This window comes from Oceanobacillus sp. FSL K6-0251, assembly GCF_038004725.1.
GTDB lineage: Bacteria > Bacillota > Bacilli > Bacillales > Amphibacillaceae > Oceanobacillus > Oceanobacillus oncorhynchi.
The window spans coordinates 3,427,261-3,446,679 of the sequence record NZ_JBBORS010000001.1 but is presented as its reverse complement, the minus strand read 5'-3'; the positions used below and the strand labels follow the sequence as shown (position 1 = coordinate 3,446,679).

22 protein-coding genes and 1 riboswitch are annotated in these 19,419 nt (G+C 37.8%); of the genes, 19 read left to right on the top strand and 3 right to left on the bottom strand.

All coding sequences use genetic code 11. The annotated features are described in order from the left end of the window. The first annotated feature begins 10 nt into the window (after positions 1 to 10). The 11 genes from MKY45_RS17170 (at position 11) to MKY45_RS17120 (ending at position 8,653) form a co-directional block, all read left to right on the top strand. Positions 11 to 817, top strand: coding sequence for an AraC family transcriptional regulator (locus MKY45_RS17170; protein ID WP_193063634.1), 807 nt, complete (start codon positions 11 to 13; stop codon positions 815 to 817). A 271-nt stretch (positions 818 to 1,088) separates the two neighbouring features. After that, a complete protein-coding gene (locus MKY45_RS17165; protein WP_193063636.1) occupies positions 1,089 to 1,868 on the top strand; it encodes a sugar phosphate isomerase/epimerase family protein in 780 nt (259 codons plus the stop codon). A gap of 163 nt (positions 1,869 to 2,031) precedes the next feature. Continuing rightward, positions 2,032 to 2,733 (top strand): UTRA domain-containing protein, encoded by a 702-nt coding sequence (locus MKY45_RS17160; protein ID WP_193063678.1) that lies wholly within the window; start codon positions 2,032 to 2,034, stop codon positions 2,731 to 2,733. A gap of 14 nt (positions 2,734 to 2,747) precedes the next feature. After that, positions 2,748 to 3,173 carry a PTS sugar transporter subunit IIA gene (locus MKY45_RS17155; protein ID WP_193063638.1) on the top strand — a complete coding sequence of 142 codons (426 nt, stop codon included), beginning with the start codon at positions 2,748 to 2,750 and terminating at the stop codon, positions 3,171 to 3,173. Positions 3,174 to 3,185: 12 nt separating this feature from the next. Then, positions 3,186 to 3,968: a PTS mannose/fructose/sorbose/N-acetylgalactosamine transporter subunit IIC gene (locus tag MKY45_RS17150; protein WP_193063640.1), complete on the top strand. Its 783-nt coding sequence runs from the start codon at positions 3,186 to 3,188 to the stop codon at positions 3,966 to 3,968. Next, the gene (locus tag MKY45_RS17145) at positions 3,961 to 4,758 is read left to right on the top strand and encodes a PTS system mannose/fructose/sorbose family transporter subunit IID (RefSeq protein ID WP_193063642.1); all 798 of its coding nucleotides are present in this window, start codon (positions 3,961 to 3,963) and stop codon (positions 4,756 to 4,758) included. Before MKY45_RS17150 ends, MKY45_RS17145 begins: the two co-directional genes overlap by 8 nt. A 12-nt stretch (positions 4,759 to 4,770) precedes the next feature. Beyond that, the gene (locus MKY45_RS17140) at positions 4,771 to 5,262 is read left to right on the top strand and encodes a PTS system mannose/fructose/N-acetylgalactosamine-transporter subunit IIB (protein ID WP_193063644.1); all 492 of its coding nucleotides are present in this window, start codon (positions 4,771 to 4,773) and stop codon (positions 5,260 to 5,262) included. An 18-nt stretch (positions 5,263 to 5,280) separates the two neighbouring features. Then, entirely contained in the window at positions 5,281 to 5,997 is a 717-nt protein-coding gene (locus tag MKY45_RS17135; RefSeq protein WP_193063646.1) for an SIS domain-containing protein, read from the top strand. A 115-nt stretch (positions 5,998 to 6,112) separates the two neighbouring features. Further along, positions 6,113 to 6,859 (top strand): SIS domain-containing protein, encoded by a 747-nt coding sequence (locus MKY45_RS17130; protein WP_212928787.1) that lies wholly within the window; start codon positions 6,113 to 6,115, stop codon positions 6,857 to 6,859. Positions 6,860 to 6,985: 126 nt separating this feature from the next. Continuing rightward, positions 6,986 to 7,648 (top strand): YczE/YyaS/YitT family protein, encoded by a 663-nt coding sequence (locus MKY45_RS17125; protein WP_193063648.1) that lies wholly within the window; start codon positions 6,986 to 6,988, stop codon positions 7,646 to 7,648. 6 nt (positions 7,649 to 7,654) lie between these two features. Beyond that, on the top strand, positions 7,655 to 8,653 hold the full coding sequence (locus MKY45_RS17120) for a hydroxyacid dehydrogenase (protein WP_193063650.1): 999 nt from the start codon (positions 7,655 to 7,657) through the stop codon (positions 8,651 to 8,653). A gap of 101 nt (positions 8,654 to 8,754) precedes the next feature. Here the strand turns inward: MKY45_RS17120 and MKY45_RS17115 are convergent, their stop codons facing one another. After that, a complete protein-coding gene (locus tag MKY45_RS17115) occupies positions 8,755 to 9,786 on the bottom strand; it encodes an aldose epimerase family protein (protein ID WP_341173142.1) in 1,032 nt (343 codons plus the stop codon). Positions 9,787 to 10,108: 322 nt separating this feature from the next. Between MKY45_RS17115 and MKY45_RS17110 the strand changes: the two genes are divergently transcribed. From MKY45_RS17110 to MKY45_RS17080, 7 genes are all read left to right on the top strand, one after another. After that, positions 10,109 to 10,381, top strand: coding sequence for a hypothetical protein (locus MKY45_RS17110; protein ID WP_193063654.1), 273 nt, complete (start codon positions 10,109 to 10,111; stop codon positions 10,379 to 10,381). 77 nt (positions 10,382 to 10,458) lie between these two features. After that, entirely contained in the window at positions 10,459 to 11,853 is a 1,395-nt protein-coding gene (locus tag MKY45_RS17105; protein ID WP_212928792.1) for a bifunctional metallophosphatase/5'-nucleotidase, read from the top strand. Positions 11,854 to 11,980: 127 nt separating this feature from the next. Continuing rightward, positions 11,981 to 12,289: a YunC family protein gene (locus MKY45_RS17100; protein ID WP_040979011.1), complete on the top strand. Its 309-nt coding sequence runs from the start codon at positions 11,981 to 11,983 to the stop codon at positions 12,287 to 12,289. A 133-nt stretch (positions 12,290 to 12,422) separates the two neighbouring features. After that, on the top strand, positions 12,423 to 13,220 hold the full coding sequence (gene yunB / locus MKY45_RS17095) for a sporulation protein YunB (protein WP_226894835.1): 798 nt from the start codon (positions 12,423 to 12,425) through the stop codon (positions 13,218 to 13,220). Positions 13,221 to 13,283: 63 nt separating this feature from the next. Continuing rightward, positions 13,284 to 13,459, top strand: a riboswitch (Lysine riboswitch). Positions 13,460 to 13,732: 273 nt separating this feature from the next. Further along, positions 13,733 to 15,295: a Na+/H+ antiporter NhaC family protein gene (locus MKY45_RS17090; RefSeq protein ID WP_193063658.1), complete on the top strand. Its 1,563-nt coding sequence runs from the start codon at positions 13,733 to 13,735 to the stop codon at positions 15,293 to 15,295. 218 nt (positions 15,296 to 15,513) lie between these two features. Further along, on the top strand, positions 15,514 to 17,037 hold the full coding sequence (locus MKY45_RS17085) for a sodium-dependent transporter (protein WP_193063659.1): 1,524 nt from the start codon (positions 15,514 to 15,516) through the stop codon (positions 17,035 to 17,037). Between the two features lie 14 nt (positions 17,038 to 17,051). Continuing rightward, positions 17,052 to 17,153, top strand: coding sequence for a methionine/alanine import family NSS transporter small subunit (locus MKY45_RS17080; RefSeq protein ID WP_139089031.1), 102 nt, complete (start codon positions 17,052 to 17,054; stop codon positions 17,151 to 17,153). Positions 17,154 to 17,426: 273 nt separating this feature from the next. On the opposite strand, the gene MKY45_RS17075 is transcribed toward MKY45_RS17080, so the two are convergent. Together MKY45_RS17075 and MKY45_RS17070 are read right to left on the bottom strand one after the other, a co-directional pair. Continuing rightward, positions 17,427 to 18,437 (bottom strand): M23 family metallopeptidase, encoded by a 1,011-nt coding sequence (locus tag MKY45_RS17075; protein WP_413465444.1) that lies wholly within the window; start codon positions 18,435 to 18,437, stop codon positions 17,427 to 17,429. Beyond that, on the bottom strand, positions 18,430 to 18,975 hold the full coding sequence (locus tag MKY45_RS17070; protein WP_042530629.1) for a YhcN/YlaJ family sporulation lipoprotein: 546 nt from the start codon (positions 18,973 to 18,975) through the stop codon (positions 18,430 to 18,432). The genes MKY45_RS17075 and MKY45_RS17070 overlap by 8 nt, the downstream gene beginning before the upstream one ends. A 143-nt stretch (positions 18,976 to 19,118) precedes the next feature. Between MKY45_RS17070 and MKY45_RS17065 the strand changes: the two genes are divergently transcribed. After that, the gene (locus MKY45_RS17065; RefSeq protein WP_042530631.1) at positions 19,119 to 19,394 is read left to right on the top strand and encodes a YutD family protein; all 276 of its coding nucleotides are present in this window, start codon (positions 19,119 to 19,121) and stop codon (positions 19,392 to 19,394) included. The last annotated feature ends 25 nt before the right edge of the window (positions 19,395 to 19,419 follow it).

Here is a 19,419-nt window from a genome sequence, read left to right as displayed (position 1 = left end):
AGCAGTTATAATGGGATATCGTATTCGTTTAAAAGAAAATAAACATTCGAATAGAAATCTTGTAAAGAAACACCATCATAAGGTTCACCAGATTCTTTATGCTCTCGAAAATACAGGAGAGATTACATTTAATAATCAAAAAAACACTTTTTTTCAAGATAGTCTGGCTTTTATCCCGCCATATTCAGACCACTCTATTACATCAGAGGGGAAAATGACAGTACTTGTGCTTGAGTTTGATGTGCTCCATTTGGATTCGGATATTCAAAAGGTTTTAGAAATGCAGGATTTTAGCAATCCGAGGTTAATTGATTTAAGTCCATTTGAAGCAGGAAATGTAAGACAGTTACTTCGCAGGATGCTTTATGAGCAAGCACAAGGGGATTTGATTAATGTAGTAGCTGTAAAAATCTATCTGGAAGAATTATTGCTGATTTTATTTCGAAGTCAAAAAGAATTAAATATTACGGATGCAAATGTGCTTCGGGCTGAACGTTTAAAAGATTACCTCGAAACACGATATTTTGAAATTAGAGATGCCAATGATTATTCTCAAAAGCTTGGGATAAGTACCAGACATATCAATACGATTTTTAAAGATCAATATGATATGACACCGATGAAATATTTAAATGAAGTAAGAATGGAAATTGCCAAAAAATTACTCATGGAAACCAATAATGATATTGCATCTATTTGTTTTGAAGTAGGTTTTGAAGCAATTTCTACCTTCTATAGAAAATTTAAAGCGTATACGAATATCTCTCCTCAGAAATTCAGGAATAAATATCAATATACAAAGGAGTCAGATAGCTGAAAGAATATGCTGATATTTAGTATATTCTTTTTTTAGTTTATTTAAAAAAAGAAGGTATACACCTTCAAAAGTTTATTTCCGAAATTGAGAATTTTATTCCGCCTTTAATAAGACAGCTAAAAAAATTTTTCGTATGATAAGCGTAAGTTGTTAAAAGAAAGCTATTAAAAAACAGCATACAAATAGAAGCGATTTAAATGCTATAAAACGGTAAGTTATTTTTTCTAGTGGACTAACAGGAAAGAAAAATAAATTTGAGAGGAGGAAAAGGATGTTTCAAATAGGCTTATGTTCTGTAACCTTTAGAAACTTATCTGTAGAAGAAATAATAGAAGCTGCTAAAAATACGGATATACAAGGAATAGAATGGGGCGGCGATATTCATGTTCCGCCTGGTGACTTAGAACATGCTGCGTATGCTGCTAATATAACCCGGCAAGCAGAAATAGATATTATCTCTTATGGTTCCTATTATCGTCTAGGGGTAAAGGAACAACCATTTTCTTTTGAAGCTATCTTAGATACTGCTGAAAAATTGACGGCTCCTGCCATTCGAGTATGGGCTGGAAATATTGGATCAAGCGAAGCAACAGAAAGACAATGGGAAAAAGTGATAGAGGATGCCAAACGAATTGCTGATTTAGCAGAAAAACAAGGAATTCATATTAATCTAGAGTATCATGGCCGAACTTTAACAGATACGGCAGATAGTGCCATACGGCTAATGAAGAAAATTAATCATTCAAACGTTTCCTTATACTGGCAGCCCTCGCCATTTGAAACAGTGAATAAGAATGTGAAGAGTATTGATACCGTAAGACAATGGCTTAGCCATGTTCATGTTTTTCATTGGCAGCTTGTTGAAAATAACGTCATTGTGTATCCTTTTTCAGCAGGTATTTCTGATTGGGAAAAGTACTTACAACAACTAGAAAAGCAACAAGGAATGTGTTATTTAATGATGGAATTTGTGAAAGAAGATAGTATCGAACAATTAAAGAATGATGTAAAAGTGCTTCAATCAATAATTACATCATATTCCGCCAAGTAAAGGACAAACATAAATTTAAATACTAGCTTATTGCAAAACGAAATGCCTGGATTGATTGCAAGGTGTAGGGAATTGGATGGATATCAACTTTATGAAAACAATGCTATTATTTTTTTATTTTAACTTAATATATTAACTGATTAACTAGTTAGGAGGTTATCTTATTTCTATTCCAAAATATCTGCAAATCAAGCAAAGTCTTCTTTACAAGATTAATAACGGAAAGTTTCTTCCAGGAGATAAGTTTTACAGTGAAGCGGAGTTGAAAAGAGAATACAATGTAAGCGGTATTACTGTAATTAAGGCTTTACAGGAGCTGACACAGGAAGGTTATCTTGTACGTTATCAAGGCAAAGGGACTTACGTTTCCAAAGGGAAAAAAGCAAAAGTAGTGCGTTTTTCTGATCAGGAAAAATATCAAGGGAAGCAAGAATCTGTCCGAGTACTAAATGTAGAAAAAATGACAGATCCACGAATAGCTAAAGAATTAAATATTAACAAAGAGGAAGCATTTTACTTAATCAAGCGCGTACGCATGATTGATGATGTGCCGTTGCTTGTCCAATACTCTTATGTTTTATCTGAATTTATTAAGGAAGATATTGGAGAGTTAGAAGCATTTTCCTCAATTTATGAAAAAATAAAACATGATTTTGAAATTAATCTTTTCCAGGCAGATTCGACAGAAATAACAGAAATTTGTTTCCCGACGCCGTCTGAGGAAAGTAAGCTGCTTGAGATTGAAGGCGATAAACCAACTGCGTTCATACGCAGATACACGTACTTACTGGAAAAAAGAGTGGTGGAATATATTGAAACGTATAAGCGTTGGGAGTATTTCAGCAATAAAATAGAACCTTTATAAAAGGAGTTGGACAAATGAATATCTTGTTAGTATCTCACCATGGAGTAGCTGGTGGTCTAAAAAAAGCAGTTGATATGATTACGGGAGAACAAGAAGAGCTTTCTATTATCGAACTTACCGAAGCTGGTGTTCAGGATTTTTCCTCAAAATTGGAATCTTATTTGGAACAATGGAAGCGTTCTAATAAAAAAATAGTGATTCTTGCTGATTTAAAAGGGGGAACGCCCTACAACCAGGCGGTAGCGCTGACACATAAATTAGAGATGGAACAAAACGCCTTTGTTATTAGCGGAGTTAATCTGCCGCTAGTCTTGGAAACACTCTTTTTAGATGAAACTGATTTTATGATTTCTGACCTTAATCGGGTTATTGAATCTTCAAGAAGTGCAATTTTTAAAGCGGATCCACTTGAATTGAATAATAATGATTTAGATGAATAGGGGGCAGTAAGGATGGAGATTGTCTGGTGGCAAGTATTATTAATAACGCTGTATGCAGCATTTGCAATTTATGATGGAAACAACACAACAATGGGATTTGTTAAACCGACAATGGCAGGTTTTTTTGCCGGGCTGATTCTTGGAGATATGCAAACAGGATTGATTGTCGGAGGGACGTTGAATTTACTGGTGCTTGGAGTTGGAAATTTCGGCGGTGCATCGATTCCAGATTATATGACGGGTGCATTGATTGGTACAGCTTTTGCTATCTTTTCAGGCGAAGGAGCTGAGTTTGGGATATCCTTAGCAATCCCGATTGGCTTGTTAATGGTTCAGCTCGATGTTCTTGCCCGATTTACAAACACGTATTTTCAAAACAGGGCAGAGACCTTTATCAAACAAGGGAACCTTGATAAAGCTGCCAGGATGGGGTTATGGGGATTGCTTCCTACTTCTCTGTCTAGAATGATACCCGTGTTTTTAGCACTTGTATTTGGTGCAAGGTTTGTAGAATCTATCGTGAACTATATGCCTGATTGGCTGATGAGTGGTTTGAGTGTAGCTGGCGGAATGCTTCCTGCACTAGGTATAGCCATATTATTACGATATTTACCTGTAAAGGAAAATATCCCTTATCTTATTATTGGATTTGTCGTAGCAGCATATTTAAGTATGTCTGTATTAGGAGCTGCACTTGTTGGACTAGCTCTGGCAATTTTAGGATATCAGCGGTTCACTAAAAATAATGATAACAATGATCCTGCGGTAGCTAATGGAGGGATGGGCGATGAGTAAACGAAAGATGTATCGTGAGTTAAAGAAAGTATTTTGGAGATGGTTTTTCTTTGGACAAGCAAGCTGGAATTATCAAAAGTTTCAAGGGTTAGGATATTATTTCAGTATTTTGCCGTTACTTAAGAATTTATATAAGGATCCCGAAGAACGCAAAACAGTTGCCATGACACATATGCAATTTTTTAACACGAATAATACGATGGCCCCTTTAATATTAGGTGTAAATACAGCTCTTGAAAGAGAGAAAAGAATCAAATCAATGGAAGCAGTAGCTTCATTAAAAACAGGTATGATGGGACCGCTGGCCGGGATTGGTGATACGCTTTTCTTTGTTATACCTACTACCATCATAGGTTCCATTGCTTCCTATTTAGCACTTGAAGGAAACCCAATCGGTTTGATTCTTTGGATTGTGTTTGGATTTATTCGTCTTGGTGCCATGCGTTTCTTTGTTTGGTCCGGATACCAAGAAGGTGTGAGACTCGTAACCGAAATAGGCGGCAGGTTAAAGAATCTTACAAAAGCTGCTAATATCCTTGGAATTACCGTTGTAGGTGCGCTTATCCCAACGGTGGTTACAGCAACTTTTGGATATGAGTTCCAGCAAGGGGAAGTTACACTTTCTATACAAGAGCTTGCTGATCAAATTTTGCCATCCCTAGGTCCAGTTCTTGTTGTTGCAGTCACTTATTGGATGCTGGGTAAGAAAAAGTTAAATTCAACACGCGTTGTCTTTATTCTAATGGCACTTGGGATTATTGCTTATAATTTAAAAATATTTACAACATAAGGAGAGATAGAAATGGAAGGAATTGTACATGTAAGAGTTGACGATAGATTAATTCATGGACAGGTAGCTACTCGATGGTCTACTGGTTTAAGGGTAAACAGAATTATGGTAATAGATGATATCATTGCTGCCAGTGATCATGAGAAAGCGGTATTAAGAATGGCAGCACCATCAGGAGTAAATACATCTATTTTGCCATTTGAAAAAGCAGCCGCAAATATTAAAGCAGGCAACTATCAGGGACAGCGTGTTTTACTGGTTGTTAAATCACCAGAAATCCTAGTTCGTCTGCAGGAGGAAGGATTGGAGCTGCCACAGGTCAATATCGGAAATCTTTCCAATCGTTTTGGTACAGTGCAAATCAAAAAATCAGTAAGTCTCTCAGCAGATGAAGAGAAAGCGATCCAAACACTTCTTAACAGCGGGGTGAAGGTGACAGCTCAAATGGTGCCAGATGACCCGGAAACAAGCATTGAAGTATTTTTGAATAAAGCCAAGCGATAAGTAAGAGGAGTGAATGCAGTGAACTATGTCGACCAATTTTATGCGAAAATAGATTATATTTTAAAGAAAATACGAACAGAGCAACGGGAGAATATTGAAAGAGCAGCCGATATCCTGACAGAAACGGTTGAACGGGGAGGTATTATTCAATCTTTTGGCTCGGGACATTCTTTCGCAGCTGCCATTGAAGTTGCTGGCCGGGCAGGAGGATTCGTTAACTCCAAGGCTATCAAAGAGTTTTACGGAATCAATGGCTGGTTTGAGGTAATTGAAGGGGTTGGTGATGCGTTTATTCGTTTAGTCGACCAGCAGGATGAGGATTGTTTTATTTTTATATCCAATTCTGGGAAAAACCCTTTGCACATTGACATGGCTAAATATATAAAAGAAAAAGGGAATAAGCTGATTGTTGTTACAAATTTAAAAGATTCTCAAAATGCGAAAAGCCTGCACTCAAGCGGAAAAAAATTATATGAATTTGCCGATGTGGTCCTGGATAACTGTGGAGACCCTGGAGACTGCGGAATAGATATACCGGAATATGGAATGAAAACAGGTCCTACATCTTCTATTTCAGCAGCTTACTTACTTGATAGTGTTGTTTTACAAGCAATCGAAAATCTAGTGAAAAAAGGTATCGAACCGCCGATAATGAAAAGCGCCAACGTGGAAGGCGGCCGAGAATACAATGAGTCATTAATCGAAAAATATAAAGATAGAATGCATCGCGTTTAAACTAGAATGATTATCTCCATTTAAGAGAAAGGAAGGGCTGCCTCTTAAATGGAGAATAACCAATGGATAAGAAGGCCGTTTCAAACTTTAAACCAATTATTCAAGGGGGATTATGATGATAAAGAAGTATTATCAAAAAGTACAAGAGCAGCTTGAAAATACGTTTAATAAAGAAACAAACGTTATGCAGAAAGTGAGTGAAGTAATCGCAGATAAAATAAATGATGGCGGAGTTGTTTATTTATTCGGATGTGGTCATTCTCATATTTTAACAGAGGAAGTATTCTATCGTGCAGGAGGACTTGCACCGATTTATCCTATATTGATTGACGAATTGATGCTTCATCAAGGCGGGGCAGCATCTTCTCAAAAAGAAAGAAAAAATAGATATGTTCGTCCATTATTAGCGGAATATTCCATTACTAAGAAGGATGTGCTAATTGTCATTTCTACTTCAGGCATCAACCCAGTTCCAATAGATGTCGCATTATATGGGAAAGAACATGGAGCTGTTACAGTGGCATTAACCAGTACAGCATATGCTGAACAGCAGCCTTCCAGACATGAAGACGGGTTATACTTGAAAGATGTCTGCGATTATACAATAGATAACCATGTACAGGTTGGAGACGCAATGTTAAGTAATTCTGACACAGGTATTCGTTTTGCCCCATCGTCCTCTGTGATTGGCATTTCGATTCTTCAAGCTATTTTAGCAGAAGTCACTGATTTACTTATCAAAACAGGGCAAGTTCCACCAGTATTTCTGAGTGGAAATATTACTGGTTCAGATGAACACAATAAAAAATTACTAGATATTTACGGAAAAAAAGTGCCGCTGCTTATTAAAAATATGGAATGAGATTGTCCAGGACAGGGAGAGAAACGTCCATAAAACAGGATTTTATTTTTCCATCGCTAACTATCTATGTTCAAAAAAATAAAAAGGCAGCTATTAAAATATCGGAATATTTATGGAAAGAAGTGTATGTATTTGGCACAATCCAATCTATTAAAATCTTATGGGCTTTTCTTGCTGAGTCTTTTCATTATGGGACTCGGCATTAGTCTGGTTACACTTGCACATCTCGGTACTACTCCTATTACGAGTCCGCCATATGCATTTAGTCTATTCTTACCTATTAGTTTTGGAATGCTGACGATGCTGTTTAATCTTCTTTTTGTCTTAATCGAAATAATAATGATGGGCAAAAATTTTCCCAGAGTTCAGTATTTGCAATTATTAGTAGGGCCAATATTAGGAATAGCTATTGATTTTTGGTCTTATTTCCTTATTCATATCCCGCAATCTTATTACTGGGTTCAATTAAATATGGTTGTCATTGGCTGTGTTATTATTGCATTTAGCACGGTGGTACAGTTGAAGGCACAAGTGGTAAATAATCCGGCTGAAGGAATTGTAAAAGTGATTTCTTACAAAACTTCACAGGAGTTTGGAAAGGTAAAGCTTTATTTTGATATAAGTTTGGTATGCTTAGCAATGTTTATTTCGTTTATCGTATTTGGTTCTGTTCAGGGTGTTCGAGAAGGAACCATTATATCAGCTTTGATTATTGGACCGCTTATTAAACTGTTTCAGAAACAAAAAACAAGCAGCAGTATTTCTGCAATGCGTCGGTCAAAGGAGTGAAAACATATGAGAAAAGGTCTGTTTATAATGGACGAAAATTTGTTTGAAAAAGTCTATACACCTGATAAACAAAGAGAGATTTCGCAATATATTGATATTATTGGAAAACCATTGACCAAATATAATTTTCAAGAAGAAGGTAATTTATTAAAAGAAGCAGAGGTTATTTTCTCTGGATGGGGTGCTCCGGTATTTGATCAATCGTTTTTAGAAAAAACGCCATCTTTAGAAGCTATCTTTTATGCAGCTGGAACAATGAAGAAATTATTATCAGACGAGATATGGGAAAGAGACATAAAAGTTACCACAGCTAATCAGGCAAATGCCATTCCAGTAGCAGAATTTACATTAAGTGAAATTCTATTTTCTTTAAAAAACGGCTGGCAGCTATCCAGATGGCTAAAAGAGGAAAAAAATTATATTAATGGTATGTATCAGCCGCTAATCGGCAATTATCAAGCAACGGCAGGTATTATTTCTTTGAGTCAAATCGGCAGGAAAGTAACGGATTTATTACGGCATTTTGACTTGAATGTATTAGCTTATGATCCATTTGTAAACGAAGATGAAGCTAGTAATTTAAATGTAGAGCTTTGTTCTTTAGAAGCGATTTTTAAACATGCAGATGTTGTTTCATTACATAGCCCGCTTTTGCCCGAAACAAAAGGAATGATTAAAAAAGAGCATTTTCAGTCTATGAAGCAAAATGCAACATTTATTAATACAGCTAGAGGTGCTATTGTTCGAGAAGATGAGATGATAGAAGTTTTACAAGAACGTACAGATATTACAGCTGTTTTAGATGTGACTTATCCAGAACCGCCAGCGGAACAATCCAAATTATACACTCTGCCTAACGTTGTTTTAACACCGCATATAGCAGGAAGTTCTGGTAATGAGAGGGCTCGTTTAGGGGCTTTCATGCTGGAAGAAGCAAAGCGCTTTACGGCAGGTGAGCCGCTTCAATACAAAATAACGAAAGAATCATATAGGAATATGGCTTAACTTCAGAAGGGAAACGAGTCATCTTCCAAAAAAAGCGAATCCTGTTCAATCGGATTCGCTTTTTTTGGAAGGTTATTTCGTGCATTGATAAAATCAGAAAGCTAATTCGTGCCAAATGTAAAGGTAGTTGATTTGTTATAAACATCACCTGCTTTTACAACGATGGACGGCAGTCTATCTTGATAGAGTGCTAAAGGTGTATTGGAAGTCTCAAAACAAACCCCATAATGAGCTGGGGCAGTCCCATTTTCTAATAGATATCCTTGTGAACCCTGATTCGCAGTATACATCGTCATACCAGGCTGGTTCGTTTCTATAGATAAGGTTCTCCCACAGGTGGGCTCATAAATTTCTATTCTGTTTTTAGCGTTCTTAAATAAAAAATAATGATCATATCCATCGGCTAAAGCTAATTGTTCAGATTCAGATAATGAATGCACCCCTTCTCCCAAGCGAGCTCCATATCGAAAATCGAATGCTGTATTTGACGTATCCAGAAGCTTTCCGGTAGGCAGCAGATTTTTATCCAATTCTATGATGGTGCTGTCCGGCATAGTGACATGATGCTGATAAATAGAATTTTGCACATTTCCGGTTAAATTAAAATAACTATGATTTGTTAAAGAAAGGGCGGTTGTTGCATCTGGAACGGCTTGATAATGTATAGACAATTCGTTCTTGCTGGTAAGACTATAAGTGATAGAGACATCCAAATTACCAGGGTGCCCGCCTGCAAAAGTGACATCATTCGTCGTTAATTGTAATTCGATTGCCGATTCTGTTTTGTTCACTTGTGTATCCCACAGAATTTGATGAAAGCCATTTGTTCCACCATGCAGATGATGGTTACCTTCATTTTTTTCCAGCTGCCAGCTCTGCTGATTAATCTTAAATCGCCCGTCAGGTATTCGTCCAGAAACTCTGGCAATCAAAGCACCTAAATATAATGGGTTATTTTCATAATCATGATAATCTTTAAAAGTCCATACAATATTTTCCTCGTTTCCATTTCGATCTGGTGCATATAATTTTGTGATGATTCCTCCATAATCCAGAATACTAATTTCAATCGTATCATTGGTTAGTGTGTATTCTTTCCAGCCGTTTACGACTTCTTTTACTTGAATATTCATTTTCTCACCTTCAGTTTGAAAAACAACGCAATGTGTTTTAGATTAGTTGTAATCGTAAAGCTTTTGATGCTTTTATTGTAGAGAAGTAATCTTAAAAATTAATAAGATACCAACTAAGATAATTAAATTAATTAACAAACTAATTTAATTTTAACTTTGGAAGATTGCTTTGGCAATAGGGAAAAAGTATATTTGGAGGAAACCCTTTCGTAAACCTATTTAAAAAAACAGTTTTATCTTGGAAACATGGATTCTTCTATATAAAATAAAATCAATGCGTTTGTAAAAAACTCCCTCGCTTTCATCTATCCAGCAATGTGATATGATTACAGTAGAAAGTTGGTTTGCTGGTGGTATTCGTTATTCTTTTTTTCGGCAGTTAAAAGGAAAAAAACCACGAAATGTAGATGCTTCTGAAAAAGAATTTCGCCAGGCGGAAATGGGAACGGAAATATATACATATAAATTTCAAATTATACCTGCTGTTGCGCTTGGCAACATAGAGTGGGCATATGTGCTTTTCTTTATACCGGGGGAATGGATTGGGGCAAACTGGGTGCGTTCACCAATCAAAAAAATTCAAGTTCGCTCTTAGAGCTGCTTTTGAGAATCTTATTAATTGTGATGGGGATTCGCATGATTTTACAAGGAATTGGTTAGGGGCGATGAAGTATGTCAGAAGAGAAAGTTTACTTTTACTATACAAATGATTTACATAGTCATTTTGAACAATGGCCTAGAGTAACAGCCTTTTTAAAAGAAAAGCAGGGCCTGCGGAAAGAGAATAATGAAGCTGCCTTTACAATGGATATAGGAGACCACGTTGACCGCTCTCATCCAATTACAGAAGCTTCAAATGGGTTAGCCAATGTGGAGCTGCTGAATGAAGCAGGCTATGATATCGTGACGCTGGGAAACAATGAGGGGATAACGCTTTCCCATCAAGAATTATATCAATTATATGATAAAGCCGATTTCCAAGTGGTCTGCAGTAATTTATTCAGCAGAGATGAATTGACGCCATTTTGGCTGAAGCGGACACACACTTTTATGACAGAAAGCGGGATACGGATAGGTGTCTTAGGTTTAACGGCACCGTTTAATGCCTTTTACGAGCTGCTTGACTGGCATGTAGAAAATGAATTTGACATTATTGAACGTTATATAGAAGACTTGAAAAAAGAATCGGATATTATTGTGCTTCTTTCCCATTTAGGAATTTCCGTTGACCAGGAGATTTCCCGGCGTTATCCGGCAATTGATGTGATTATCGGGGGACATACGCATCATCTGTTAAAAGAGGGTGAACTGGTAAATCAGACCTTAATCACTGCAGCGGGAAAGCATTGCTACTATATCGGTGAAGTGGAGCTTATTTGGGATCATAAGGAGAAAAAAGTAATTTCGAAGGAAGCAGCAGCAATCAGTCTGCAGGATACAGGAAAGGATTTGGAGACGGAAGAACATTTACAGCAGCTATTACAACAGGCTGACCAATATCTGGGTCAGGCGGTAGCAAGTGTAGAAAAGCCGCTGGAAGTAAACTGGTTTGGAGAAACCCCCATTATTGATTCACTGACTAAAGTGCTCCGAAGATGGACCAATGCGGATATAGCTATGCTGAATGCTGGCGTGCTGTTAGATTCGCTGCCTGCCGGGGCAATCACAAAAGGGGATATACACCGAATTTGCCCTCATCCAATCAATCCCGTCCTTGTGGATTTAAAGGGGGATCAAATCATAGAAACGGTCAGAGCGGCATTATCTCCTGCTTTTACAGAATTAAAATTAAAGGGCTTTGGTTTCCGCGGGGAAATCTTAGGGAAAATGATTTTTTCAGGCATTCAGGTCGAGACAGCCTTTCATCGGAATGGGGAAGTGTATGTGAAGCGGGTGTATACTGAAGATGGTTACCCTATTCATCCAGACAAAGTATACTATGTTGCTACTGCAGATACTTTTACTTTTGGCCAGCTCCTGCCGGAAATTGCCCGTTCTGCAAAAAAACAATATTTTGTCCCGGAATTTTTGCGTGACTTATTAGTATATGCTGTCAAACAGCATTGATTCATTTCCATTCTATCACGGAGAGCCGTCCGAAAATTCCCGCTGAGTGAAGTTTCGTTTTATGTGTGACGTTCTTTAGCCCCTCTGCATACACTTATCACGAGAGAAAAACAGAGGGGGCATTTTTATGATTACGGTAGAACCTCTTGAGGTGGATGGAATTATTTTTACAGCAGTGAGTGTGGAATTGCCGCAAACAACCTTATTAACAATCAGCAATGATGTAGGGTATATTATGTGTGCAGCGCTCGATGTGGATATTTTTAATGAAATACCTAAGCTGAAAGAAAGAAACGTTATCGCCGGCCGGGCAATGGGAGTAAGAACCATTGATCAATTGCTGAACGCTCCGTTGCAGAAAATAACAGATGCATCGAAGGAGCACGGCTGGGAAGTCGGGATGACAGGAAAAGAAGCATTGCTTAAAATATCATAATACATGGAAAGACACTTTTTTTGTTCTTGCAGGGGACAGAAGAAGTGTCTTTTTACATGTAAAACCAATCCATTTTCCTTTGTTCTAATTCCCTTCCATAATTGCATAAATTATTACGAAGGGGGTTGTTGCATTGAAACTTAAAAGAAGATATCGATTTCGAAAGCGAACGGGAAGAAAAAGAAGAATGCCCCCCTCTCGACGCTCCATTCTGATGCTGACGTTAATTTTATTCTTTGCAGTAGTGGGCTTTAGTTTTTATTTGATAAACGTCAAAATTGAACCGATTGTTATTGATATTGCCAAACGAAAAGCGGATGAATTTGCTACGAGAGCGATTAACTCCGCTGTATATTATGTAGAGGAATATGGATTTGAGGATATCCTGAACATTACCTATGACAATGAAGGAAATTTAGTAACATATAACCGAGATCCTGCAGTTATCAGTGAAATCAACCGGGTAGCTACTGACCGGGTAGAGGAGTATTTTGCGCATGTGAATCGGGGGGAGCAGCTTGAATTTGAGCATAATCTGCATGAGCCTTATGACTATGAGGGCGGTGCGGATGGCAGGGTACAGATTGATCCTACGCTGATTGAGATTCCTTTAGGGCAAGTAACGGGAAATTCTGTACTGGCTAATTTAGGTCCTAAAATTCCTATTAATATGGAAGTGGTTGGAGCAGTGCGGACAAATGTGGTCGAGGATAAAGAAGAATTTGGGATTAATGGAGCTTGGGTTTCCCTGTATATCAATGTAGAAGCAGATGTACAAATTATTGTGCCATTTACCTCCGAAGTTAGAACTGTACATACCGAGCTTTATTTAGATGGAGGCGCAATTATGGGAAAAGTGCCTGATTTCTATGGCGGGGATGGAAATGCTCCTGATATTGCCGTACCAAAAGATGATTTGCAGAGTGACTGAATATGTAGTATAGTACAAATTAGTTGAGAAGATATTTATAATTGAATAAAAACCTTATCAGATCGGTGAGGTAGAGGCGCAGATTAGATGAGTATCCGGCAGGAGAATGACAACGAAGATTGCTGGAGAAAGGATAGTTTGCCGAAGTATATAAAGAGGTCATGCTTTATATTGCTGGCATATTACTGAAAAAGTATTATGCTGTCATGTAATGATTTACATGGAGAACTACTGATCGAAATGGAGGATAACGTGAATTGGTGAAACAATGATAGGTTATTTTCTATCATTGTTTTTTTGCGTTTTTAAAGGGTAATTTGTATATGTTTTTACTGTGAAACAGTACTTGAGTATGATAGATATCCCTGTGTCTTACTTTCCTATTTCGAATCGGTTATATGCACGTAATTATTTCAAAAGGAACTGCAGTTTCCATTATTCATTACGCGTCGTTGACCTTATTCAAAATGCTTAAATACTCAGCTCGAAAATAAATCGTTGGAGGTCTTAACATGGAAGGTACGTTTTGGTCACTGATACCTGCAATTGTCATGCTGATATTAGTGGTGTTAACAAGAAAGGTTCTTATCTCAATAGGAACAGGGATTGTTGTAGGAGCATTATTATTAAATGATTTCCATATATGGGGAACATTAAAAGAAATATGGACGGTATTTTATACAATTTTTTATGCAGATGGAGCCTTGGAGATGGGGAATCTATTATTAATCAGTTTTCTTCTCTTTCTGGGCGTGCTTACTGCGTTTCTCCAAGCTTCTGGCGGGGCTAAAGCTTTTGGAGATTGGATGCTGCGCCGGGTGAAAACACGTACCGGTGCGGAAATCATGACTGCTGTAATTGGATTGATTATTTTTATAGATGACTATTTTAACAGCTTAGCAGTTGGACAGATTGCAAGACCTGTAACAGACAGGCAAAAAATTTCCCGGGCGAAACTGGCATATTACATTGATTCCAGTTCTGCTCCCGTTACCGTAATCGCACCTATATCAAGCTGGGGAGCCTATATTATTGGTATTTTAGGCGGGTTATTTGCAGCAAATGGAATTACAAATTTGCAGCCGATTGAAGCATTTATACAAATGATTCCATTAAACTTTTATGCGATTGCTTCGATTGTTCTGGTGTTTATTGTGGCGTATTTTCATTTTGATATCGGTCCGATGCGCACGCATGAAAAAAGAGCAAAAGAAAAGGGAGAACTGCTGGATCCAAAAAGAATTCAGGTTTCTGGGGATTTAGGTGATATTTTTGATCCGCATAAGGATGGAAAAGTATTTCATTTAATTGTTCCTATCATTGTCTTATTTATTGTTACCGTCCTTGCTATGATTGTGACAGGGATTATGGAAACAGAAGGGAGCGCATCTATCCTTGATGCCTTTGCCAATACGAATGTTAATCTTTCCTTAATTATTGGCGGTGTTGCAGCTGTTCTTACTTCTATTATTTTTCATATGCAGCAAAGAAAACCGCGCTCAGACATGGGACGTATTTTTATTGAAGGCTTTAAAACCATGATTCCTGCAATTAATATTCTCGTTCTTGCGTGGATGATTGGTTCGATTATCGGTGCTTTAGAGACTGGAAGCTATTTAGCTGGTTTAGTAAATAATTCCTCTATTTCTGCAGATTTTCTGCCGGCTATTCTGTTTATTATTGCCGGTTTAATGGCTTTGGCAACCGGGTCATCATGGGGAACTTTTGGCATTATGCTTCCGATTGCAGCGGAGGTTATGGCGAACACAGATATGGGGCTATTTTTACCTGCATTAGCGGCTGTATTAGCCGGAGCAGTGTTCGGTGATCATTGTACACCTATTTCTGATACAACAATTTTATCTGCAACCGGAGCCGGGGCGCACCATATAGACCACGTTATTACACAGCTGCCTTATGCTTTCATTGCTGCTTTTACTGCTTTGATTGGTTTCTTGGTTATTGGACTAACTCATTCTACGTGGTTAGCTTTAACTGTAACGCTTGTTCTTTTGGCTGGGATTGTCTGGATTACTCATTTCCTGATTAATAAAAATAAAAAGAAGGCATCTTAACAGAAGGCTTGGAATACATTTTAGTATTCCAAGCCTTTTATGATGTAATAAGGGTATTGCAATTAAATCCTGCTATTTCCATAATTAGATATTTGACAAAAATGTCAAAAAAGCTATAATACAAGATGAATAGTCTGAAAGTAATGATTTTTGTTATTATTCTTATTTAATGCGCTTTCATTCTGTTGTTATTCATTAAAAAAGGGGGGTTATGATGGATGGAGAGTCGATCACAATGGGGAACAAGGGCGGGGTTTATTTTAGCGGCTGTCGGATCAGCAGTTGGTTTAGGAAATATATGGAGATTTCCTGCTGTTGCTTATGAAAATGGCGGCGGAGCATTTTTTATTCCTTATCTATTTGCTTTACTGACTGCGGGTATTCCAATTTTAATTATGGAATTTACCATGGGTCAAAAGTATCGGGGTTCTGCACCTTTGACATTTCGAAAAATGAATAAGAAAACAGAGTTTATTGGATGGTGGGCAGTACTTGTTGCTTTTGTTATTTCAACATATTATTCGGTAATTATTGCCTGGGCAATATCTTATTCTATCTTTTCGTTTAATCTGTCTTGGGGAGAAGATACAGAAGGATTTTTATTTGGGGAGCATCTTCAATTGGCGGAGATTCCTGGGGAAATAGGCGGATTGGTACCGGGAGTAGTTATTCCGTTAGTGATTGTTTGGCTATTGGTGCTGGGAATTTTATTCCGCGGTGTAAAAAAAGGAATCGAGGTTGCAAACCGGATTTTTATTCCTTTGCTTCTCATCGTATTTATTATTATTGTAATAAGAGCAGTCACGCTGCCAGGAGCAATGAATGGATTGAATGCCTTCTTTACACCTGATTTCAGTCAAATTTTGTCACCAAGTGTATGGATTGCAGCATATGGACAAATTTTCTTCAGCTTATCGATTGCTTTTGCAATTATGATTACGTATTCAAGTTATCTCCCTAAAAAATCTGATATTACCAATAATGCATTTATTGTTGGTTTTGGAAATTCCGGCTTTGAATTATTAGCGGGAATTGGGGTGTTTGGAATATTAGGATTTATGGCATTTTCTGCCGGTGTCAGTGTGGATGATGTCGTCGCTGGCGGGGTCGGTCTTGCTTTTGTTGTCTTTCCGGCCATTATCAATGAGTTGCCGGCATTTAATGGATTGTTCGGAGCGCTCTTCTTTATCTCATTGACGCTTGCCGGAATTACATCTCTTATGTCCATTACAGAAGCGTATGTAGCAGCATTGGTAGATAAGTTTAAAATCACACGATCGAAAGCCGTTCTTTTCGGAGGCGGTCTCGCAGCATTGATTTCCTTATTATATGCTTCCAGAGGTGGCTTGTACTTCTTAGATAATGTCGATTATTTCATTAACCAGTTCGGAGTTGCCATGATCGGTCTTGTCGAAGTTGTCCTGATTGCCTGGATTCTTCGTAAAACCAATATGCTTAAAAATCATGCTAATGAAATTTCAGATATCCGTTTAGGTTCCTGGTGGACAATCAGCTTAGCTATGATTACACCAGTAGTTATGGGTTATATGATGTTTGGGCTGTTTAAGCAGAATTTATTAAGAGAGTTTGATACAGATACCGGGAACTATGAAAATTACTCGAATGCCTTTATCAATAATACAGGCTGGGCCGTAGTAGTAGGTGTGTTAGTTCTTGGAATTATCCTGGCAGCTTTGAAATGGAAGTCAGAAAATTCTCTATCCGATTATGAAGATAAATAGGAGGGAAGATGCGTATGGGTGCTTCAGCTATCATTGTAATGATTATCGGTATTGTTGTGATATGGGGCGGATTAGCAGCTAGTATTTGGAACGCTGTCCAGAAAAGTAAAGGATAAGTGTTACTCTTATTTAAACTTAAGAAAAGCCAAGAGAATAAATTGGTCTTTAAAATACTGGTATTCTTGCCGAGTAGATGTCCGCTCCGGGAAGTCGCTTTCCGAGGGTAACGGCTTAGCTTAAGCCGACGGAAAGCGTAGTGTATTTCTGGGGTCGAAGGTTATTCATTCCATGAAACCCGTTGGAGCGGCTATCCTCAATATTTTATTTAAAAAGGTGTGTATCCTGTTTTACAACTGGGATACACACCTTTTTCACGGATAGGATTGTTATTAATTATTTTTCTCCATCCGTTCCCATTTCGAGATATAAGGATAAGGATCAAATGAAAATTCACTGTATCCATTATCTTTATACATGCCATAATGCAGGTGCGGCGGGAATTTTCCAGAAGTTCCAGGAGGGCCGTAACCAGTAGATCCGACGCTGCCTAACACGTCTCCCGGTTTTACTACCTGGCCTACTTTTACATCATCCTCATAGCCGCTCATATGTCCATAATAATGATAAATATTATAGATATCCCGTATACCAATACGCCAGCCTCCATATAAGTTCCATCCCATCATTTCGACCACACCATAGGTTGTTGAGCGGACAGGGACGCCGTAGGATGCAAAGATATCGGTCCCCTCATGGATGCGCAAGCCGCCAAAACCGCGGCGGTCTCCCCACGTACTGCGGTAACTGTAATTATAATCTGTATCTAAAGGAAAGGCACGATCTGTCAGGTTGATTTCGCCAAAATTTTGAAACACTTTGGCGGTGTTCATGATTGTCTGGACAGTCAAGTCACGTTTATAATGCTCCCAGAGTGCGATTTTAACATCATCCTTATGCAGACCATATGCTAAGATATGATTTGCCATCGTATAAAGGATGTCTTCAGGATCATCGGGATCTGCCTGGCCATCACCATTTCCGTCTTTACCAATTCCGCCAAATTGTCTGATAACTCCCTGTTCTGTTGATTTAGCTGCATTTCCCAGCCCAAACCATGCGGTCTCTTCAAATTGTATGGAAATAACCTTTTCTTCTTCTGAGGAAGAGAGTGTGTTACGTTCGTAATTATCCATTGCAGCAAAATAATACCAAGGGACCTGGGTAAGGCTTTCTACCTTTTTGAATAGAGCCATGCGGTCTGTATATATTTGATCCTCTGATTCTGCATGGACAACAGCGGTGGTTTGCATAAAGGTAAGAAAGCAGCACATAATCAGGACCGTAGTGCGAATTCTAGCCAGATAAATCACCTCCTTATGGGATAAGTATTTTTTAATCATCCTTCTTCATCGTGTCGACAATTTCCTGTACCAGAGGCCCGGTATCTACATCTTCATTCTCCATCACAGAATAATGCAGGGTTTCAATGTTTTGAATCAAGCTTCTGTTATTAGAAGCATGAATCGTATAATAGCCAGGCAGTACAGACATTGCTGTTTTTTCTGCATTATCAATTGCCATTTCTTTGGATAGGTTATCTGAAGCTTCAAAAGCAATCAAAGCTTCTTCATCCGTTACAAGCGTGGCTACTTCTTTAAAATCAGGGTTCTGTAATAAAATGCGGGTAATCATATCAGCCATCTCTTCCCGGTCTACATGAATCTCTTTTGGTTCTGATGTATTATCTTGATTAAATTCATCCTGTGTATAACGGACAAAACCAAGCTGATCACGAGATGGCGAATTCGTGTTTGATTCCATCTCCGGGTTTCTGTTTTTTGGATCTAATGGGTCAGAATCGGAGTTATTTTGATCTGTTGCACAAGCTGCAAGCGTTATAACAAGGCTTAATAAAATGATTCCAAATCCTTTTTTCATCTTTAAGTCTCCTTTCCAAGAACTATTTCTTACATCTTAGTTTTGGAAAACAAGCGTAAATCATGCAGGTAATTTTTTCTGGTTTTTCTAACTGTTTCTGTGATAAACTAAGAATAATTGATAAGGAGTGTGACTATTCTCTTATGATTGAGTTAAATGGAAAAACATATGAATTAATTGAAGAAAATAAAGAAGGCTTTGAAGCAGAAGCTGTGAAAGAGCGCTATTCAGAGGTTTTATCAAAATATGATTTTATCGTAGGCGATTGGGCGTATGAACAGCTTCGTTTAAAAGGGTTTTATCATGATAATCATGCCAAAGCACCAATAGATGCGAAAATCAGCTGTTTTCAGGATTATATTTATGAATACTGTAATTTCGGCTGTGCTTATTTTGTTTTGAAAAAGATGCAGAAATAAAAGAAGTTCAATCTATCTTCTTATG